Raw genomic sequence first — 19,292 nt, forward strand, 5'->3', positions numbered from 1 at the left:
CTCCTGCTTACAACTTATGTTAGGGCAGACGTTGTGTGAGTTGTCTCTGCCGGGCATACTCGGCAAGAAAACGGATATGCTGAGAGGGCAGAAAATCAGTATGACCCGGCCAAAGCTTTTGCTGCTGCTTAGTAAGGTTAGCCGTCCTCCCTTCGATCACTTCCGGCACGTCTTCAACCCAGTGATAAAGTTCCATGGCCATTTGGGGATTTTTTTTCCAATTCTCCTCGGCAGCCTCCAAGATAACCGACTGAGCCCATTCATAGGTTTCAAGGTCAAACCCTTTCCAGCGCAGGAGGTCCTGCGCTGCATTTAAACCGGAGTCTAAGTCCCCCTTCCGAAGGAAGTGCTCCGCTAATTCTCGTTTTGTTCTGACCTGGGTTTGATCCCATCTCAAGCTTTTCAGCCAAAGTTTTTCACTTATATCAGGGTTGGCCTTGGTCAATTGGACTGCTTGTGTATTCCAGACCTGTTCTTGTTCTAACAATTTGGGATTATAAAATACACACCCACAGAACAGACAGATAAGTGCACTTAACCCGAACACGCCCATAGACCCCAGCTTATGCTTAGGATACCACCTGCCCCTGCTTCCATAAAGCAGCCAAAAGAGAATACCTAATGAGCCGAAGGAAAAATCAGCATCTACTAAACTATGCAGGGCCAAATAAAGTAAAGCAGAATTAAGTCTAAGGCGAGCTTTTCTTTCTTCATGGGTTTTAAGGTATCCCTGGCTGCCCCAAATTTTCCGCTCCTGTATCAGCGTTTGCCCGCTCCAAATGCCCATACCAATAAGTCCGATAATCCCCTGGTTCAATAAGATGTGAATAATGCTTGAGTGAGGATCCGCCGTCCAATAGGGATAAGACTGAACGGTTGGAAAAGCCCTCCACCCGCCTGCTTGAGGGAGTCCCCATGATTCCCAGGCAAGTTTTAGTCCATCTTTAAAGTAGAAAAGCCTTTCCTGCCAGCTCGATGAAGAAAATCCCCAATCCGTTAAGTTGTCCCAAGCTGAGGGATAGTGGATGAATAGGATAATTCCTCCTATGCTTCCCATTGCTAAACCTAAAAAACCTTTTAAGTATTGGCTTCTTAGTATTCTCCCTAATCGTCGTCCTGATTTTAACGAATGCCTTGGCAAAATCCTTTGCTGACTGACAACCATCAAGACATACTGCCCCGCAAAAACTATTATAAAAAAACCCACACCGGCACGTGAACCCGTTCCCAATAAGGAAATACCCAGGAAAATTTTTACCATCTTTTTTGACGGACTAAGTAAAAGAACCGCCCCCAAGAAGACCGCTGCAGCATTTGAGTATCCAAAAACCGAGCTTAGCCTTCCCCCTACTTTGCTTACCCAAGGCAGCCAACCAATGACAGCTACTGCGACCGCCAGCCATTCCAGATATCTCATGGAGCTGCTTTTTGCTCTTTCATTGAATGAAATAGAAACGCCCCAGCGATAGAATACCCAAAATATCCCCCATTGCAGCGCTTCAAGAAATCCATCCGTCAGTTTAACCGGCTCAAGAATTCCTAAAAAGGAAACCAGCACCATTCCTAACAGCAGGCCATCGGTCACACCGATTGGAGTGTATAAATTCCTGCTCTTATGAAACCCTATGGGCAAATGAACTGCCATGATAAAGGCGGATAGAACAAAGCCAAATAAATACCATTCACGTGGATAATACAAGCCGTGAATACATAGAGCAGCCCCTAAAAAAAGAGCTAGGAGACGTTCTGTGTTGCTCCTAGCTCTGCTGTCTTGTTGTAACGAAGTGCCAATCACTGGGCCGAGTTCTTCTTCTCTAAGAAAAATTTAAGGGTCCCTTCTGCTGCCAAGTCTTCCCCCACATAAGCCGCTCCTTTGGCGACCCCATAGTTTTTACGCAGCTTAACCAGCTCCACTTCAAGGCGAAGCTGATCTCCGGGAATGACTTGCCTTTTAAACTTTACGTCATCTATGCCCGCAAATAATCCTAAGTAACCGTTATATTCCGGTTTTTTGAGAATCGCCACGGACCCAACCTGAGCAAGGGCCTCAATAATCAAAACTCCCGGCATAATAGGATGCCCCGGAAAATGTCCTTGAAAGAATGGTTCATTAATCGTAACATTCTTAATCCCTACAGCTCTTTTTCCTTCATCTAGCTCTATGATACGATCTACCAGGAGAAAAGGGTAGCGATGTGGAATAATCTCCTGGATTTCCTTGCTTTGTAACACGGTAATTCCTCCTTCAACCGGCCTTTAGCCAACTTAACTTGTTCCAGAACCTGCGATTATCGAAAGCCCTTCGGGCAGCTTGCAGATCTTTACCTTCATGGCTTATGATTAGCCTAAGATCATATAGTATTTTACTACATGCAAACAGTATAACCAAGTTTTGCTCTGAAGGGAAGATAAAAGGGTTATGAAAAATAGATACAAAATTCTACATATTATTGGCGGAGGAGAAATCGGTGGTGCCGAGCAACACGTATTATCTTTGCTCAAAGGCATGGAACACACCTGCTATGATCCCCATCTAGTCTGCCTTACCAGAGGCCCCTTCTCCGCCCTTGCCATGGACCATCACATTCCCACTCAAAGTTTTCCAATGCATTTTCCTCTGGATCTGTCTCCCTTACCAGAATTGATTCGCTGGTCAAGAAAGCATGCTATTGACCTTATTCACACTCATGGTTCCAGAGCCAACCTTCTTGGCCGTCTCTGTGCTCGCTGGTTAAAAATTCCCTGTGTGACCACTGTCCATAGCTCCCTTGCCCATGACTATTTGTTTCCTTGGTCTGCCCGAATCGCTCTGGGGCTGGACCGCCTCACCCTACCCCTGACATCCGGAATTATCACAGTATCTGACTATTTAGCTAAAGAGGTAGCCTCGAGAGGGGGAAAGAAAATTAAAACCATTTATAATGGCTATTCCTTTAGTTCGCCAGCAAGAAATTTGCCCGCCAAACGCCAGCAATTTCGCGATAAATGGGGCATTCCGGCTAATGCCTTAGTCCTTGGAACTATTGGCCGTCTTCATCCCACTAAAGGTCAAATTTATTTAATTAGGGCTGCCCAGCAATTGCAGCTAAGATTTCCAAATCTCCATCTCTTACTCATTGGAGACGGTCCTCTTCGTCAAGAGTTGGCTCAGGAACTTAAGAACCGTAATCTGTCGTATACGCTTACCGGTTACCTGCCCTTAGCCTATGAAGCACTTCCAGCCATGGACCTGTTTGTCTTGCCTTCCGTCAGTGAAGGAATGGGGCTAGTCCTCCTTGAAGCAATGCATGCAGGGGTTCCCATCGTTGCCAGTGCTGTGGGTGGAATTCCTGAAGTCATTCGCGATGGAACTGACGGACTGCTTTTTCCTGCTAAAGATGTCAAGGAACTGATCTCTGCCTGTTTAACCGTTTTGGAAAACCCTGAGCTGTCAGAGTCTCTGGTGCAATCAGGCCTAAATCGCTGTTCCCAGTTCTCTATGGATACTATGCTTAAAGAAACCATGCAGGTGTACGCTGATCTTTTAATTGGAAAACATTAATTAAAACTGTACAACACTAAGATTAGCTGCTACAGGACGTTCATACTTAAGAAGGATGAGCTGAGCAGCTCATCCTTCTTAGTGTGCGTTAATAAATATCAACAACCTTACGTTTTCTTGTGATTATTAAAGCTGTCTTTGGTTAGATTTTGCCATTTTAGTTTGTCCACTTGCTCATTATTAAGGCGGTCCGCTTTTCCCTGCTGCTCTTGGCTTTCTCTATTGATTTCTATATCCTTCCCTTGCTTCTTGTCCATAGGGTTCTGCATTTTAGAATGCTGCTCCTTTGAATCGCTGCCTTTGACTCGGTCGTTACCTTTAAATGAAGGATTGGAGGGCTCATTATGGTCCTCCTCCTTACCCTTATCTTTATTTTTGTCCTGTTCCTTTTTCAGATTGTCTTTCTCAGAGTTACTTTTCTCTGGGACAGCTTTCCCATGTTCTGGCTGGGGCAGGGATGCTGAAGATTCATGCTCTTTCCTATCCTCTTCCACCTGAGCCTGAACTTTTGGGTCTTCCAGTAAACGAATCCGTTCTGTGGTATTATTTAATTCTTCTTCCGGGGTAATCACTCCTGCCTTTATGGCAGTCTGCCAAAGTGCATACTCACCTAACGTTAAATGTCCTTTTTGAGCAAGCTCACGTTCTTGTGAAGTCAGGGTAAAGAAAGCAACCCGTGGCTTAAGCCCATTTTTCTGAGCATTTTCCGTTAAACAGGAGACAATTTGACTCTCATTAAGATTCCCGTCAACTTGCTCTGAGCTGTCATTAGCCAAGGATGAATAGCCAACCACGATCCAAGGCAGCTCAGGATCTATTAACTGTTGCTGAGCTGCTTCTGAAACAAATTGTTCCAGCACCTTATCAATCGGCTTTCCCTTAAGATCCGTCTTACTTAACAATTGCTCTGCATCCTTATTTTGTGTATCTATGCTTAACAAATTGCCTTGATCATCCACTGAAAATTGAATGCTTGGATTAATATCCACCGAAACTAACGCTGCAGCCGTTGGGGCCTGATATAAGTTCCAACCAATCAGAGTGGTAAAAACCATAAAAAATATGACTGCAGCTCCAATCCATGCTCTTCCTCCCCCAAAACTCTCAATACCATTCCGTATCAAGATTTCTTCCCCAACTTCAGCATGGTGAAACCTGTAAACATGGCGAAAGGCCCCATTATCACAAAGCACGGTGCAGCGATAGCCATCTTTTTCTATAATTACAGCTTTGCTTTTATTCATCCTTTCGCCTCCTTTTCCTGAGGGGTAACATACTCTCGTAAATATACATAATCATTCTGGTTTGCCAACAACAAGGCAACTGCTAATATATACTTTCGACCCCGTTCTAATACTTTAGGATGAATCTGAGTTTTTAAACACAACGCCTGCATGGGAACTTTGCCTTTACGTTCTACTTGATTCCATAGCTCAGAGTCAGAAGCTAATTCCCTGGCGGCTCGAAGTAAGGTTTGTCGTGAATCACGGTGCTTGGGAGATGCTTTTACTAAGTCTTGAAAGGTCAGCTGAAAAGCGGCCAAGGCTTGTGAAAATTGTTGAATTTCTTCAATACGCTCACGATTTTGCTCTTGTTCCCGGAAATCTTCAAAGCCAAGATGAACATCAATTAAGGGACCTACATCCTCTTGATCCAGTGAAACTGCCTGCCTCAGGCGTTGTTTGCGGTAATAATCAATAAGCCTGCGTTTCATTAGAACCCGCGCATAGGCCAAAAAAGGGACCCCTTTATCTTCCACAAACAGATCAATAGCCTCATTAAATGCTATCAGAGCCTCTGATAATTCGTCATCTCGACCCCATTCCAGAGAACGAAAACACGCTTGACTAGCAACGTGACGAATAAACGTTTGAGATTCTGCTAAAAAATTTTCTCGGGCTTCCGAGTCCTCTTTCAAACGCTGCCAAGAACACTGTTCATTCCATTCCGGCATGTTTTCTTCCTCCTAGTGACATATACGCAAGAAGTCGTATCTTTATGGGGGTCTATTTTGCCGTAGCGGCTTGGGGGCTACCCTAAATATTTCTGATGCAAAACCTTAAGCACAAATAAGGGCAAGACCCTTTGGCGCCTCCAACGCCAAGGTTCCTTCCATAAACGGTAGAGCCACTCCATTTTCATATCTCGAATACGTTTTGGTGCTCTCAGGGCTGTACCTGCCAGAGCGTCAAAACTGCCGCCCACCCCTATGCTTACCGTAGCTAATGAAGAGTGTTCTGCAATCCAATAATCCTGTCGCGGAGAACCTAAGCCAACCAGCAAAAGATCCGGCTGTAAGCATTTAATTTTTTCCAACACATCTTCCTCTTCTTCCGAGCCAAAATAGCCATGATGTTCATCCCAAACAATACCAGGGTATTGTTCATTTACTAAGGTTCCTGCCCGAAGCGCAACCCCCGGTCTTCCTCCCAGAAAAAATATCTTCAGGTTATATCTGTCTGCTATTGGAAAGAGGGCCTGGAGGAGGTCGATTCCCGTTACGCGTTCTCGTAAAGGTGTCCCTAACTGACGAGCAGCCCAGACTACGCCGATTCCATCAGCTGTTACAATATCTGCCGAGTTTATAAGTCTCTTAAGATTTTGATCTTGGCCAGACGCATAGATCATCTCAGGATTCGCTGTCACAACACGGGTCTCAGATTTATTATTTATAAATTGAAAAATCTGCTCTACTGTCTCTGACATAGAGTATGTATCTATCGTTATCCCTAATACATCCACCCTCATACAATCCCATTCCTTTCACATTCCCAACTAATGATAAAGTCCAAGGAAAGAGTCCGATTCGAATGTCGAATCGCCTTCTCACCTCGGACACATAAGAATGTTATTCGATATATACCTTATGACTAAAATTTCCCAGTCAAAACTTTTCCCGTTCCTAAGGCAACACAAGAAATAGGATCTTCAGCTAAACTAACCGGCAAACCTGTCTCCCTTGACAAGCGTGTATCAAAACCGTACATCATGGCTCCGCCGCCAGTCATAATAATCCCTTTGTCAAGAATATCCGATGACAATTCCGGAGGAGTTCGTTCTAAAACTTCTTTGACTCCGGCAACAATAGCATCAATGGATTCCTCAAGGGCGACAAAACATTCCTGGGAATTGACATTGATTGTTTTAGGCAAACCAGATATCAAATCCCGTCCGCGCACATCAATGTAGGCTGATGGGCGTCCTTCCGGGACAGCAGATCCAACGGCAATCTTAATTTCTTCAGCAGTACGTTCTCCGATCATAAGATTATGTTCTCGCCGGATATAACGGCTTATGGCTTCATCAAATTTATCTCCGCCAACGCGAAGACTGCGTTTTGCCACTATACCATTAAGGGAAAGAACGGCAATATCCGTTGTTCCTCCGCCGATATCAACCACCATACTTCCGGTCGGTCCGGAAATATCCAGTCCTGCCCCTAATGCCGCTGCATAAGGCTCTTCAACAACTTTCACAGCTTTTGCTCCAGCCTGATATGCTGCTTGCTTAACCGCCCGTTGTTCAACTTCAGTGACTCCTGATGGAATACAAACGACAACCCGAGTTCGGAAAAACGGCCATCGTTTGGCACCTGCTTTCTCCAAAAAATATTTCAGCATCAGCTCTGTTGTCTGATAGTCAGCGATAACTCCATCTCGCATTGGACGCACAGCTACGATATTGCCGGGGGTACGGCCGATCATAAGCCTAGCTTCTTCTCCGACAGCGATTCGTTTATTTGAATTTTGGTCAATAGCAATGACAGAGGGTTCGTGTAATACAATCCCCTTTCCTTTAGCATAAACCAATACACTTGCTGTTCCTAAATCTATTCCCAAATCTATCCCGAAATCCATTCCAAACATTAGTAGAGATACCCCTTTCGTTAATCAATAGCTTGTCCATTTAAATAATACTATAAACAAATAGCATAATCTCCCTCTCGGGAGATTCGCTACTTATATTCTAGTATTAATTCATTCGTGATAAAATCCCTAATCCCTTTTGAAATCTCAGTTTTTTTTCAAATTCTTGCAAACTTCTCCCTTCTTCACTTTAATACAGCCCTTATTAATTCTCTTGGTACTTTTTCCGGGTAGCTTCTCCTCCACGGATATGCCTTTCAGCCTTGTTTGTCTCAAGGATATGCTTTACTTCCATGGACAGTTTTTCATTAATCAATGGCAAGCGTTCCGTTACATCTTTGTGAACCGTGCTTTTTGATACTCCGAAGACATCTGCCGTTTGCCGAACGGTTGCACTCGATTCCAGTATGTAAGTACCGATATCGAGAACCCGTTTTCGTATATATTCTTGCACGCATAGCCCTCCTTCGTCCATGAGTTTAGTACATTTATATGCGTGCTCCATAAAAAAAGACATCCGTAAAAGGATGTCCTTCGTTGGTAAATACTGTGTATTATTTTTAGGGCTCTACATACTGAACCTCACCGTTATGCCATACTTCATAATGAAGTTGAGGCTGATTGCTTTCTCCTTCGCCGCCGGGAAAATACCCTATTTGTCCCAGAGCCGTCTGTTCTTCAATGACTTCCCCTTTTTTGATACGCAGGTTATCCAAACCACCATAGGTAACTATCCAGCCATCTCCGCAATCGATGGTTACTTTACAGCCAAGAATCGGATCCTCACCGGCAAATATGACCTTTCCGCCATGGTTTGCCCGAATGACCGTACCATCTTTCAAGGCATAATCCAAACCAGCATGAAAGATATAATCATCATAGGCTTCTGAGTAATAATTTCCTATGCTGCGTATTGGCTCGCCATGAACTGGACTAGGAAAATCCTTCAGTTCCAAATTTTCTTGCGAATCATTACTTATGATTTGTTCTTTTGAATCTATCTTCTGTTTATCCTTAACAGTATCTTGAGGTTGTGAAGGAACAGTCGTTACAGCCTGAACTGCTTCAGTTGCCTTTGACTGTGGTTTTTCTATAGCGATATTGTAGTTAGCACTCAAATATCCTACGTAAAGAATCAAACCGCCAATGAACAATGTAAAACCCCAAACTACGTACCATTCTTTTGATATACGCCAACGTCTCATTCGACTCACCTCTAATATTATTTTTGCCGAATGCTCTTTCTTTTAGACTTCACATAGCACCTAAGTTTGCAAGTTTCGAACCGGGATAATAATGGGCTAATATTTCTCCAACCTTTCTCTTGCTTTTGGCTAAATCGTTGGCCCCCCACTGTGACATGCCAACGGCATGCCCATTTCCATAGGTTGTTATTGTTATACCTTCCGGGCGAAGTGTATACTCAATATCTGTGGAGGCAAGCCCCAATGCTGTTCGCACTTGAACAGCCGTATAAACCTTGCCTAGGACTTGTATACTTTTTGCTCTTCCTGCCGCCGTTTTTGCTAACACTTGAAAGTCCTTTGAGTTCAAACTGCGAGGATTTTCCTTAAGCCCTAACTTCATAAACAGCTCTTGGGCAGTGAACCTATAAGTATTAACATATCGCTGTACATTGACTTCTCCTGAACTGACATTTTGCAGATAAGGGCGAGATGAACTCCAAACATCCTCTGAACGCTCCGTTGGCCTTCTGCCGCAGCTGCTGTGAAAAAAGGCATCAATAAAGTCTCCGTTGTACACTAAGACCACACCTTGAGTCTGAGCCACAGCCTTGTTTATTTTATTTCGATATTGCCAATAATTCAGCCATCCCCAATTTTTTCTCATTTTAGCGTCTGACAACCATACTTGTGTTTGTACTGTTGTATCCACATCATAACCTTTGTTCTCCTGACTTTCCTGTTTAATTCGTTTAACAGCATATGTGCGTGCGGCTACTGCCTGAGCTTTTAAAGCTTCCAGTTCAAACTCTGCTGGCATTTCAGCTGCCACGACTCCTACAACATATTCCTCAAGAGACAGTTTTTCAACATTTCCATTAGGCATTAATACTTTAATTGAGATGTCACTTACGGTTTTATTCTCCTTATGCCAGCGTAAAATACTAAAGGGGATCACAATAACCACACACAATGATATTACGATAAGCCATATCCATTCTTTTTTCATTAAACCCTCCTGCAGTACAAGCATTTGCTTTAAATCTATGCAAATCGATAAAAGAATATGGCTGCCACAGAATACAAAAAGAACAAGAGCAGAATTTACTCTTGTTCTTTAATCAATAAGCCAATAATCCTAAGACGCTGACTCTTCCTCACGAATAATATTAGCTCCTATTCGAGAAAGCTTTTCCTCAACCATTTCGTAACCCCGGTCAATATGATGGACTCCCCTAATACTGGTCACACCTTCCGATGTCAAGGCCGCTAAGATTAGGGCGGCACCTGCCCGCAAATCTGTGGCCGTCACGGGAGCGGCATTCAAACGTTGTATTCCCTGGACAATAGCACTTCGGCCTTCAATCTTAATATCGGCACCCATACGCTTTAACTCATCCACGTGCATAAATCGATTTTCAAAAACTGTCTCTGTAATCAGCCCCGTGCCTTTGGCCCGTGTCAAAAATGCCATAAAGGGAGCCTGAAGATCCGTGGGGAAACCGGGGTGAACCTGAGTTTTAATATCAACTGCATGGTACACGCCATCCCCACTGACGCGAATTCCATCCTCTTCTTCAGCCATGCGAACTCCTGCTTCCTCCATCTTGGCGATAAGGGGCTTCAAGTGATCGGCAATGACGTTCTGCACTAAAACATCCCCGCCTGTCGCTGCCGCCAATAACAAATAACTTCCTGCTTCAATGCGGTCAGGGATGACAGTATGAGTCGTTCCATGGAATTCGGAAACGCCTTCGATATAAATAATGCTGGTACCCGCTCCCCGGACCTTACCGCCCATTTCATTGATAAAGGTTGCTAAGTCAACAATCTCCGGCTCTTGGGCAGCATTTTCGATGAGGGTTGTGCCCTGGGCCATTGATGCTGCCATCATGATATTTTCTGTGGCTCCCACACTGGGATAATCCAAATAGATCCGTGCTCCTTTTAACCCTTTGGCTCTAACATCCAAGAAGCCGTGATCCATCTTGACCTCCGCTCCTAAAGCCTCCAGTCCCTTTAGATGCCAGTTTATGGGACGAGAACCAATGGCACATCCACCCGGATGAGATATACGTACATGACCTTTTCGTGCTAACAGCGGCCCCATGGTAACAATAGAGGCCCGCATCTGAGATACAAGATCATAAGGGGCTTCAATACAATCTATCTCACGGGCTTGAATCGTCAGGGTCGAGCCCTTCCGCTCAACCGTCGCTCCCAACGCCGAAATAACCCGATTCATAACATTAACGTCTAACAAATCTGGAGCGTCATCTAATCTTATTGGTTCTTTGCATAACAAACTTGCTGCTATAATAGGAAGAACAGCATTTTTTGCTCCACTTACTGTAATTGTTCCTTCAAGTGGTTTTCCGCCTGTGACTGTAAGCTTACTCAAATTCTGAAGACACCCCCTATCCTGGCCGTTGTCTGTCTTTATTGACCTAAGGTCTTTTATACAGCCAAATTCACTTAATATGTTTCCGACCTGTTATTATTCTCTTTGCTTCACTACTTTTCCTGCTTAATTTCGACCTTTTTCTTAACTGGTTTAGAACTCATTCAGTAAAACAGGTATGGCTAAAACCGTTTGTCCATTATTACTGTCTCTCCGGCTGACAAGTTGTATATTGACCCTGTCCTTACCTGCCAAGACACTGGTTTTCAGGTTGTCTTGATATGCTGCAACAGACATTAGATTATCTGTCAAAATCCATTGGGCTGGTTTAGTGTTCTCTTTACTTAGAAAACCGGCGACATCGATGACTTGCGGAACACGTTCGTCGAAATAGATGATCCCCCCTGCTTTTTCAATAATGGGTGCCATTGTAGTATACCATTTTAACAAGTCCTTTTCTTGACTTTTATTCACTCTATCGTCACCAGAAAGGGAGATTGCCGTCTGCTGGCTTGCCGTCTTTAGTTCCTTACAGACCCATCTCCAATCCGGGGTAGGTTTCTTTGTCCAAATCATCTCCGGGATAGTAGGGCTTTCGAACCAGAGTGTTAGGCTGACATTGGCATAGTCTATCCCCGTACAACCGGAACTCAATAATAAGGGTATCTCAGAATTTTTATCGTTGGTATTATCGTTCATTGGCCTTAAATTAAAGGCTCCTATGCTTATCACTGCTAAAAAAATTATCCAAAACATGAACAGCTTCAGATGACAAATATGAAATGCTGTTGAACATTTTCTGCCTCTAAGCATATTATAACCTCTTCTCCAAATTTGGTATCCTTCTTAGTTTTACCAAATAGTGAGAAAGCTAACATATTTATTCATGGATTCTCGAGATTATTTAGAAAAAGCCTATGCCGAAATCCCAAGCGCCTGGGATTTTTGGCATAGGCTTACGTTAATGGGTTCACTCCTGTGGACGAAGCTGCCCTAGCTTTTGGGTCTAAGAGTCATTTGATGCATGTTTAAGGCTTTAGGAGTGCGTTTCTTGCCCGCTAGGGCATGTTCGAGGTTTCATTTTTTAGAGTAGATAAAAAGCCCTCATAAAGAGGGCTTTTTCATGACTTCATCAATCATCAATTTTACCTGAGTTACTTTTTATCTCCTACAGCACTGATACGAGCAACCGCTCTTCGCAGTGCATACTCAGCGCGGCGTACATCAATTTCGTTGGTACGAGCTGCTAAGCGTTTCAATGCCCGTTCTTTGGCTTCCACTGCACGTTTCAAATCAATTTCTTCACCAAGCTCAGCTGTGTCTGCGAGCACGGTAGCTAAATTGTCAGCCACTTCCACAAATCCGCCGGCAATGGCAGCCTGCTTAACCGTACCATTGAAGGTATAACGTATAACGCCTATATCCAAGCCTGCAATTAATGGCGCGTGGTTCGGCAATACTCCTAACTCACCCATAGCGCCAGGGAAAATAACAAACTCAACATTTTCATTTAATACGTCCCCTTCTGGAGAGACAATGCGTAGAGAGAATGATCCTGCCATGGCTTACGCCCCCATTTTCTTGGCTCGTTCAATTACCTCTTCAATAGGACCCACCATTAGGAAGGCAGCCTCTGAAATGTCATCGTATTTCCCGTCTGCAATTTCTTTAAAGCCACGAATTGTTTCTTTTAAGGGCACATACTTTCCAGGAGACCCTGTGAATACTTCTGCAACGCTGAATGGTTGAGACAAGAAACGCTGGATTTTACGAGCTCGCGCTACGATAAGTTTTTCTTCTTCAGAAAGCTCATCCATACCAAGAATTGCAATGATATCCTGCAACTCTTTGTATTTTTGCAGAATTTGCTGAACTTGACGGGCAACAGCATAATGCTCTTCACCAAGTACTAAAGGTGAAAGAATCCGTGATGTTGAGTCCAAGGGATCCACAGCAGGGTAAATCCCGATTTCAGTAAGGGCCCGGGACAAAACCGTTGTAGCATCTAAGTGGGCAAATGCTGTTGCCGGAGCGGGGTCTGTCAAGTCATCAGCAGGCACATAGATAGCTTGTACAGATGTAATAGATCCGTTACGAGTGGAGGTAATCCGCTCTTGCAGTTGACCCATTTCTGTTGCTAGTGTCGGTTGATAACCAACGGCCGAAGGCATCCGACCGAGCAAAGCCGAAACCTCAGATCCGGCTTGCGTGAAGCGAAAGATGTTGTCGATAAAGAGTAACACGTCTTGGCCTTGTTCATCACGGAAGTATTCCGCCATAGTCAGACCTGTTAAGCCTACCCGCAGACGAGCTCCGGGTGGTTCGTTCATTTGACCGAACACCATGGCGGTCTTATCGATAACGCCAGACTCTTTCATTTCGTGGTAAAGGTCATTTCCTTCACGAGTCCGCTCACCAACACCGGCGAATACGGAAATACCACCGTGTTGTTTAGCAATATTGTTAATAAGTTCCATAATTAAAACTGTCTTACCAACACCGGCACCGCCGAAGAGTCCGATCTTTCCACCCTTGGAATACGGAGCCAGTAAGTCAATAACTTTAATACCGGTCTCCAATATACGAGTAGAAGGCTCTTGATCTTCGAAAGCCGGAGCCGGACGGTGAATAGGATAATTGGTATCGGCCTTAATATCCCCAGCACTATCAATAGGCTCTCCCAAGACGCTAACCATCCGTCCTAGGGTCGGCGATCCGACGGGGACTGTAATTGGTGCACCGGTGTTTATAGCATCGATGCCCCTTTGCAGACCATCGGTCGAGGACATGGCAACACAACGTACTGTGTCATTCCCGAGATGTTGAGCTACTTCTAAGGTGATAATATTGTTCTTCTCGGGAATCTTAACCTTAATGGCAGTGTATATCGCCGGCAGTTCATCGGGCGCAAACGCAACGTCAACTACCGGTCCCAAAACTTGCAAAACCTTGCCGTTCTTCACAGGCGCTAAACCTCCTTATTGGGTTTTTCCGGCAGCTTTTACTCTAAAGCAGCTGCTCCACCGACAATTTCAGATATTTCCTTAGTAATCGCCGCTTGTCGAGCTCTGTTCATAGCCAGCGACAACCGGTCAATCATATCCGCGGCATTATCTGTTGCCGAGCTCATAGCCGTCATCCTAGCCCCTTGCTCACTTGCTTTTCCTTCAAGGATTGACCGAAAGATCTGTGTCTCAACATATTTCGGTAACAAACTTGCAAGGATCTCATCAGGCGACGGTTCAAAAATATATTGTTTACCTTGTTTGCCCTCCGGCTTTTCGATCGGAAGTAATTTGACTTGTACGGGTCTCTGGTTAATGGCGCTTACAAACTCAGTATACATGAGATAAACCTCATCCGCTTCGCCCCGCTCATAGAGCCGTATTACTTCCTGGGCTATTTCTTTCGCTTGATTATAACTTGGCGCATCACCAAGCGCTACAAACTCAGCCAAAAACTCAATTTTACCGCGTCGGAAGAAATCCCGACCTTTGCGGCCGACCGTCACCAACTTAACTTCTTGTGGTGTTTCGGCAATCAAACCACTGGTCTTGCGAATGAGGTTCGCATTATACCCTCCGCAGAGACCACCGTCTGACGTAATTAACACATAAACCACCTTTTGCACAGGCCGCTTTACTAAAAGCGGATGAACTGTATCCACGGGAGCCTGTGATAGGCGTTCCAAGACCCCTTGCATTTGGCGGGCATATGGACGGGCAGCGCTAAGTTTTTGTTGGGCTTTTCTGAGTTTGGCCGCGGAAACCATTTTCATCGCCTTAGTGATCTGCTGCATATTGCGGACGCTGCGGATCCGACGACGAATATCGCGTACTCCTGCCACCTCATTCACCTACTCCTTTTTAATCTAGGCCACAAACCCCTGTTTGAATTCATTAATGGCTTTCTCAAGATCGGCGATCAGTTCATTGGAAAGCGCCTTCTCGGTGCGGATTTTAGCCAACAGGTCAGCCTTTACGGAGCGCATGAAGCGCAGGTATTCTTGTTCAAATTTTCCAATTTTCTCAACATCGATATCATCAGTAAACCCTTTAACCGCCGCGTAAATAACCACAACTTCTTCCTCAACGGGCATTGTTGCATATTGATTTTGTTTGAGAATTTCCATCGTCCGTTTTCCACGGTTGAGACGCATTTGGGTAACTTTATCCAAGTCAGAGCCAAATTGTGCAAACGCTGCTAATTCACGATAGCTGGCGAGGTCCAAACGAAGCTGACCGGCAACTTGTTTCATAGCTTTAACTTGCGCGCTACTACCTACCCGGGAAACGGAGAGACCAACGTTGATTGCTGGCCTGAAGCCGGCGAAAAAGAGGTCTGATTCCAAAAAGATCTGACCATCCGTAATGGAAATAACGTTAGTGGGAATATAGGCTGACACGTCACCCGCCTGAGTCTCAATAATCGGGAGTGCAGTCATTGAACCTCCGCCAAGTTCGTCAGAAAGCTTGGCAGCGCGCTCCAAGAGACGGGAGTGGAGGTAGAAAACATCTCCAGGATAGGCTTCACGTCCGGGTGGACGTTTGAGAAGCAGTGAAAGTTCACGGTAAGCAACCGCTTGTTTGGAAAGATCATCATAAATAATCAGAACATGCTTGCCGTTATACATGAACTCTTCACCCATTGCAGCACCTGAGTAAGGAGCGATAAAGACCATTGGTGCAGATTCAGAAGCTGTAGCAGCAACGACAATCGTGTATTTCATAGCATCATGTTCTTCTAATTTCTGAACTACGCTGGCAACTGTGGATGCTTTTTGACCTACAGCTACGTAAATACAAATCATATCTTGACCTTTTTGGTTAATGATTGTATCGATAGCTACTGCAGTTTTACCTGTTTGGCGGTCACCGATAATTAACTCACGCTGACCACGTCCAATCGGAACCATGGCATCAATTGATTTAAGACCGGTTTGCATAGGTTCATGCACGGATTTCCGCGCAATAACACCTGATGCCGGGGATTCAATCGGACGATACTTATCCGTCACAATCTCCCCTTTGCCATCAATAGGCTGTCCAAGAGCGTTAACAACGCGGCCAATCAAAGCCTCGCCAACTGGGACTTCCACGATTCGCCCTGTTCTCTTGACTTGATCGCCCTCTTTAATCCCTGTAAAGGGTCCAAGAATAACGCAACCGATATTATCTTCTTCAAGGTTCATGGCCATACCGTAAATGTTGCCAGGGAACTCTAAAAGTTCGCCGGCCATGGCTTTTTCCAGACCATAAACACGGGCAATTCCGTCTCCAACCTGGATAACTGTCCCAACATCAACGATGTCAACAGCCGTGTCGTAACGTTCAATTTGCTGTTTTATAATGGAACTTATTTCTTCTGGACGCAAGTTCATTCTGTTATTTCACCCCTACTTCCTGAGGTTTATCCGAGTTTCTACGTAAGTTCTCACGCATAGTTTCCAAAGCGTGGGCAATGGTTCCATCAATTACGCGATCGCCGATCTGTATTAGAACCCCACCAATGAGTTCAGCTCGAACTTCGCTGATAATGCGAACCTCTTTCCCTGTCATACGTGCAATAGCCTTTTTAAGTTCATCAAGCTGGGAAGCGCTTAAATCAATAGCACTGGCCACTTTAGCTTCTACTACTTGACGTGCCTCGTCAGCCAACCTCGTAAACTCACGTTGAATGAATGGCAAAAGATAGGCTCTTCTCCGATCAATCAAAAGATAAAGGAAACGTCTTGTTATATCCCCAAAATCATCTCCCATTAACTTATCCATAACAGATTTTTTATCATTTACTGAGATATGAGGATGTAACAGGGTGTCTTTAACCTCTTCATTTTCCTCCACCATCTTGGTAAGTTCGCGTAAATCGGCATCGATTGGATCAAGGGCTGTCTCAGAGGCAATTTCAAACAAGGCTTGGGAATACCTACGAGCAAGTGATCCTTCTATCATTGCATTTCCCCTACCTCTTGAATAAATTGCTCTATAAGTTCTCCTTGACCCTTCATGTCAAGTTTCTGTCTAATAATCTTCTCAGCTACTAAAACTGAAAGATCTGCAACTTGTGCTTTGACATCGGCAATAGCCCGATCTCGTTCACGTTCAATATCTACAAGGGCAGATTTTTTGATCTTCTCTGCTTCTTCATGAGCTACGGCTAAAATTTCAGATGAGCGCGTTTCGCTGATCTTAGTAGCCTTTGCGATCACTTCTTGGGCTTCCTGGCGAGCCTTCCGCATTTCCTCTTGGTATTCTTGTTTTATTTTCTCTGCCTGTTGACGTTCGCTTTCCGCCTGAGAAATCATGGATTCAATGTGATTCCGCCGTTCTTCCATGATTTTCATCAGCGGTCCCCAAGCAAATTTGCTGAGAAGCCAAACGAGCAACAGAAATGATAAAATCGTTGCGACTAACGTATAGTCAAAAGCAATAGGATTCCCACCCAATGGTCTACCCCCCTCTCGAGTCTGATGACGTCGGGATGATTCTTTTCAAGGGGGAACTAATGTTCCCCCTTGAATTAAGATGGGCTGCATTCCTTAGCCCAGTACACGACCTTACTTTGTAAACATAAGCAGCAGGGCAACAACCCAGCTAAGGAGTGGCAAAGCCTCGATCAAACCAACACCAATAAACATAGTAGCTTGTAATGTAGATTTAGCCTCTGGTTGGCGAGCAATGCCCTCTACCGTTCTGCTAATTACATTACCATTACCAATTGATGCTCCAAGGGCTGCTAATCCAGCAGCAATCCCTGCACCAAGAGCAGCAGCAGCGGATACGTCCATGGGATTTCCTCCTTTCTTGTTTCCAATAATTTATAAGTATTATTCCCTCAGTGAGCGGAGTGCAACACTGAAAACTAACACAAAAATCGAAGTGCTTAATGTTCTGAAGGCGTAACGGCTTGAGATACGTATGCTGTGGTCAGCACCGTAAATACATAAGACTGAATGGCTCCAACAAAAATGCTAAAGGCCAGCCATATTACCGAAGGAATAACTCCCGGTAAAACCCATATTCCCGGCAACATTAGAATAACCTTAAGCAGAATTTCGCCGGCAAAGATATTTCCGAAAAGACGGAAAGCAAGGGTTAATGGTTTCGACAACAAATCAACTGCGTGAATGACGGCGAATACCGGGTACGGCTCGATAAAGTGATGAAAATAATGAGCCCCCTTTGTCTTTATCCCTAAGGAAACCACCAGAATAATCGTCAACAAGGCAAGCGCCATGGTGACGTTAATATCTGAGGTTGGCGCCTCCGAGAATGACCCTTCGAAAATTTTGTTCAGATGTGCGAATTCTATGTGAAAATCTTCCAAGAGACCAAAGGTAAAATTCGGGATCACGCTGACCATGTTGGAAAAGAAAACAAACATAATCAAAGTCAGCAAATAGCTTAAAATCGGGCGTCCCTGTGAATAGTCCATATTGTCGGATACAAGGTTCTTTACAAAATCAACAATCCATTCCAAAACATTTTGCATTTTACCCGGTTTGCCACTGGTTAAATGACGCACCCCTAAATAGCAGAAAATTAAAATAGCAGCCATAACAAGCCAAGTATTAATCAAGGTTCTCGCGTGAAAGGTCATATTCCCCAGATGCCACAGAACTAATTCTTCTTCATGCACTTCGTTTTTCACCCCTTTCTCCATTGGTTTTATTTATTGCCACAATGGTAAAAGATATGATTACCCCTGTAACAATTCCTACCGCTAAAGTGAACAACCAACTATTATGGAAACGAGCAACTAAGGTGATTATAAGAGTAACCATGCCAAGACGAGCAAATAAATTTCTGCGCATTCGCTTAATTGCTGACCTAATGTCAAGTTCAGAACTTCTCAGGGCTTCACGATAAAACCATAAGGTATAACCAAAACCAATCCAATATCCCAGCAGACCTCCTAAATAATCCTGGCGACCCGTTAAAGATATGACCAGCAATATTAAAGCAGTCCCACTAAACAGTACAACAAAGCTACTTTTTATCATTGGATGCTCCCAACTTCATTAAAGTGACTACTAAGTAGCTCCCTCCGAGTACTAGTCCAATTAACATTAAACTAATGGTGAACAACGGTTTTGTTTGCCATTGGGCATCGAGGAATCTTCCCACGAAGTATCCTCCCCCAACCAAAACTGCTAACGTAGTGGATATACTGGAACCGACAACAATTGCTTTCTGCCATGATCTTTGTTCTTTAGACATCTTATTCGTTCCTTATGTAAGTAATTTTTATACGTATGATTATAGCGAAATCAATCATTTGAACAGCCAGATTCATTGTCA

22 protein-coding genes are annotated in these 19,292 nt (G+C 44.3%); 1 reads left to right on the forward strand and 21 read right to left on the reverse strand.

Annotated features, from left to right (window positions below):
* Window positions 1-19 precede the first annotated feature (19 nt).
* Entirely contained in the window at window positions 20-1,795 is a 1,776-nt protein-coding gene (locus tag DESOR_RS26500) for an O-antigen ligase family protein (protein ID WP_014187682.1), read from the reverse strand.
* Window positions 1,792-2,232, reverse strand: coding sequence for a 3-hydroxyacyl-ACP dehydratase FabZ (gene fabZ / locus DESOR_RS26505; protein ID WP_014187683.1), 441 nt, complete (start codon window positions 2,230-2,232; stop codon window positions 1,792-1,794). Before fabZ ends, DESOR_RS26500 begins: the two co-directional genes overlap by 4 nt.
* Window positions 2,233-2,419: 187 nt before the next feature.
* On the opposite strand from fabZ, the gene DESOR_RS26510 reads away from it, so the two are divergent.
* Window positions 2,420-3,541, forward strand: a complete 1,122-nt coding sequence (locus tag DESOR_RS26510) for a glycosyltransferase (RefSeq protein ID WP_014187684.1) — start codon at window positions 2,420-2,422, stop codon at window positions 3,539-3,541.
* A gap of 107 nt (window positions 3,542-3,648) precedes the next feature.
* Here DESOR_RS26510 and DESOR_RS26515 read toward each other — a convergent pair whose 3' ends face one another.
* From DESOR_RS26515 to DESOR_RS26605, 19 genes are all read right to left on the reverse strand, one after another.
* The gene (locus tag DESOR_RS26515; protein WP_014187685.1) at window positions 3,649-4,785 is read right to left on the reverse strand and encodes an anti-sigma factor domain-containing protein; all 1,137 of its coding nucleotides are present in this window, start codon (window positions 4,783-4,785) and stop codon (window positions 3,649-3,651) included.
* Window positions 4,782-5,495 carry an RNA polymerase sigma-I factor gene (gene sigI, locus DESOR_RS26520; protein ID WP_014187686.1) on the reverse strand — a complete coding sequence of 238 codons (714 nt, stop codon included), beginning with the start codon at window positions 5,493-5,495 and terminating at the stop codon, window positions 4,782-4,784. Before sigI ends, DESOR_RS26515 begins: the two co-directional genes overlap by 4 nt.
* Before the next feature lie 77 nt (window positions 5,496-5,572).
* Window positions 5,573-6,289, reverse strand: a complete 717-nt coding sequence (locus tag DESOR_RS26525) for a WecB/TagA/CpsF family glycosyltransferase (protein WP_014187687.1) — start codon at window positions 6,287-6,289, stop codon at window positions 5,573-5,575.
* A 122-nt stretch (window positions 6,290-6,411) separates the two neighbouring features.
* The gene (gene mreB, locus DESOR_RS26530) at window positions 6,412-7,407 is read right to left on the reverse strand and encodes a rod shape-determining protein MreB (RefSeq protein ID WP_014187688.1); all 996 of its coding nucleotides are present in this window, start codon (window positions 7,405-7,407) and stop codon (window positions 6,412-6,414) included.
* Window positions 7,408-7,612: 205 nt separating this feature from the next.
* Window positions 7,613-7,861, reverse strand: a complete 249-nt coding sequence (gene spoIIID, locus DESOR_RS26535) for a sporulation transcriptional regulator SpoIIID (RefSeq protein ID WP_014187689.1) — start codon at window positions 7,859-7,861, stop codon at window positions 7,613-7,615.
* Window positions 7,862-7,967: 106 nt separating this feature from the next.
* Window positions 7,968-8,612 carry a M23 family metallopeptidase gene (locus DESOR_RS26540; protein WP_014187690.1) on the reverse strand — a complete coding sequence of 215 codons (645 nt, stop codon included), beginning with the start codon at window positions 8,610-8,612 and terminating at the stop codon, window positions 7,968-7,970.
* Window positions 8,613-8,661: 49 nt separating this feature from the next.
* Window positions 8,662-9,600, reverse strand: coding sequence for a stage II sporulation protein D (gene spoIID / locus DESOR_RS26545; RefSeq protein ID WP_014187691.1), 939 nt, complete (start codon window positions 9,598-9,600; stop codon window positions 8,662-8,664).
* 129 nt (window positions 9,601-9,729) lie between these two features.
* Window positions 9,730-10,992: a UDP-N-acetylglucosamine 1-carboxyvinyltransferase gene (gene murA / locus DESOR_RS26550; protein ID WP_014187692.1), complete on the reverse strand. Its 1,263-nt coding sequence runs from the start codon at window positions 10,990-10,992 to the stop codon at window positions 9,730-9,732.
* A 153-nt stretch (window positions 10,993-11,145) separates the two neighbouring features.
* Window positions 11,146-11,805: a hypothetical protein gene (locus DESOR_RS26555; RefSeq protein WP_014187693.1), complete on the reverse strand. Its 660-nt coding sequence runs from the start codon at window positions 11,803-11,805 to the stop codon at window positions 11,146-11,148.
* 341 nt (window positions 11,806-12,146) lie between these two features.
* Window positions 12,147-12,554 carry a F0F1 ATP synthase subunit epsilon gene (locus DESOR_RS26560; RefSeq protein ID WP_014187694.1) on the reverse strand — a complete coding sequence of 136 codons (408 nt, stop codon included), beginning with the start codon at window positions 12,552-12,554 and terminating at the stop codon, window positions 12,147-12,149.
* Between the two features lie 3 nt (window positions 12,555-12,557).
* Complete coding sequence (atpD, locus tag DESOR_RS26565) at window positions 12,558-13,955, reverse strand: F0F1 ATP synthase subunit beta (protein WP_014187695.1); 1,398 nt, start codon at window positions 13,953-13,955, stop codon at window positions 12,558-12,560.
* 38 nt (window positions 13,956-13,993) lie between these two features.
* Window positions 13,994-14,839: an ATP synthase F1 subunit gamma gene (gene atpG, locus DESOR_RS26570; RefSeq protein WP_014187696.1), complete on the reverse strand. Its 846-nt coding sequence runs from the start codon at window positions 14,837-14,839 to the stop codon at window positions 13,994-13,996.
* Window positions 14,840-14,863: 24 nt separating this feature from the next.
* Window positions 14,864-16,372, reverse strand: a complete 1,509-nt coding sequence (gene atpA / locus DESOR_RS26575; protein WP_014187697.1) for a F0F1 ATP synthase subunit alpha — start codon at window positions 16,370-16,372, stop codon at window positions 14,864-14,866.
* A 4-nt stretch (window positions 16,373-16,376) separates the two neighbouring features.
* Window positions 16,377-16,943, reverse strand: a complete 567-nt coding sequence (atpH, locus tag DESOR_RS26580) for an ATP synthase F1 subunit delta (protein WP_014187698.1) — start codon at window positions 16,941-16,943, stop codon at window positions 16,377-16,379.
* A complete protein-coding gene (gene atpF, locus DESOR_RS26585; protein ID WP_014187699.1) occupies window positions 16,940-17,437 on the reverse strand; it encodes a F0F1 ATP synthase subunit B in 498 nt (165 codons plus the stop codon). Before atpF ends, atpH begins: the two co-directional genes overlap by 4 nt.
* A 111-nt stretch (window positions 17,438-17,548) precedes the next feature.
* Entirely contained in the window at window positions 17,549-17,779 is a 231-nt protein-coding gene (gene atpE, locus DESOR_RS26590; RefSeq protein WP_014187700.1) for a F0F1 ATP synthase subunit C, read from the reverse strand.
* A gap of 95 nt (window positions 17,780-17,874) precedes the next feature.
* A complete protein-coding gene (atpB, locus tag DESOR_RS26595) occupies window positions 17,875-18,591 on the reverse strand; it encodes a F0F1 ATP synthase subunit A (protein ID WP_242832559.1) in 717 nt (238 codons plus the stop codon).
* Window positions 18,592-18,622: 31 nt separating this feature from the next.
* Window positions 18,623-18,994 (reverse strand): hypothetical protein, encoded by a 372-nt coding sequence (locus DESOR_RS26600; protein WP_014187702.1) that lies wholly within the window; start codon window positions 18,992-18,994, stop codon window positions 18,623-18,625.
* Window positions 18,981-19,211, reverse strand: a complete 231-nt coding sequence (locus DESOR_RS26605; protein ID WP_014187703.1) for an AtpZ/AtpI family protein — start codon at window positions 19,209-19,211, stop codon at window positions 18,981-18,983. The genes DESOR_RS26600 and DESOR_RS26605 overlap by 14 nt, the downstream gene beginning before the upstream one ends.
* Window positions 19,212-19,292 lie beyond the last annotated feature (81 nt).

It is taken from the genome of Desulfosporosinus orientis DSM 765, assembly GCF_000235605.1.
Lineage (GTDB): Bacteria > Bacillota > Desulfitobacteriia > Desulfitobacteriales > Desulfitobacteriaceae > Desulfosporosinus > Desulfosporosinus orientis.

Excerpts from the sequence above, each read along its gene's own strand:
- atpB (WP_242832559.1), bottom strand. The coding sequence starts at position 18,591 with ATGACCTTTCACGCGAGAACCTTGATTAATACTTGGCTTGTTATGGCT.
- mreB (WP_014187688.1), bottom strand. The coding sequence starts at position 7,407 with ATGTTTGGAATGGATTTCGGGATAGATTTGGGAATAGATTTAGGAACA.
- DESOR_RS26555 (WP_014187693.1), bottom strand. The coding sequence starts at position 11,805 with ATGCTTAGAGGCAGAAAATGTTCAACAGCATTTCATATTTGTCATCTG.
- DESOR_RS26510 (WP_014187684.1), top strand. The coding sequence starts at position 2,420 with ATGAAAAATAGATACAAAATTCTACATATTATTGGCGGAGGAGAAATC.
- DESOR_RS26525 (WP_014187687.1), bottom strand. The coding sequence starts at position 6,289 with ATGAGGGTGGATGTATTAGGGATAACGATAGATACATACTCTATGTCA.
- DESOR_RS26540 (WP_014187690.1), bottom strand. The coding sequence starts at position 8,612 with ATGAGACGTTGGCGTATATCAAAAGAATGGTACGTAGTTTGGGGTTTT.
- DESOR_RS26515 (WP_014187685.1), bottom strand. The coding sequence starts at position 4,785 with ATGAATAAAAGCAAAGCTGTAATTATAGAAAAAGATGGCTATCGCTGC.
- DESOR_RS26605 (WP_014187703.1), bottom strand. The coding sequence starts at position 19,211 with ATGTCTAAAGAACAAAGATCATGGCAGAAAGCAATTGTTGTCGGTTCC.
- spoIID (WP_014187691.1), bottom strand. The coding sequence starts at position 9,600 with ATGAAAAAAGAATGGATATGGCTTATCGTAATATCATTGTGTGTGGTT.
- sigI (WP_014187686.1), bottom strand. The coding sequence starts at position 5,495 with ATGCCGGAATGGAATGAACAGTGTTCTTGGCAGCGTTTGAAAGAGGAC.
- atpH (WP_014187698.1), bottom strand. The coding sequence starts at position 16,943 with ATGATAGAAGGATCACTTGCTCGTAGGTATTCCCAAGCCTTGTTTGAA.
- DESOR_RS26560 (WP_014187694.1), bottom strand. The coding sequence starts at position 12,554 with ATGGCAGGATCATTCTCTCTACGCATTGTCTCTCCAGAAGGGGACGTA.
- atpA (WP_014187697.1), bottom strand. The coding sequence starts at position 16,372 with ATGAACTTGCGTCCAGAAGAAATAAGTTCCATTATAAAACAGCAAATT.
- atpE (WP_014187700.1), bottom strand. The coding sequence starts at position 17,779 with ATGGACGTATCCGCTGCTGCTGCTCTTGGTGCAGGGATTGCTGCTGGA.
- DESOR_RS26600 (WP_014187702.1), bottom strand. The coding sequence starts at position 18,994 with ATGATAAAAAGTAGCTTTGTTGTACTGTTTAGTGGGACTGCTTTAATA.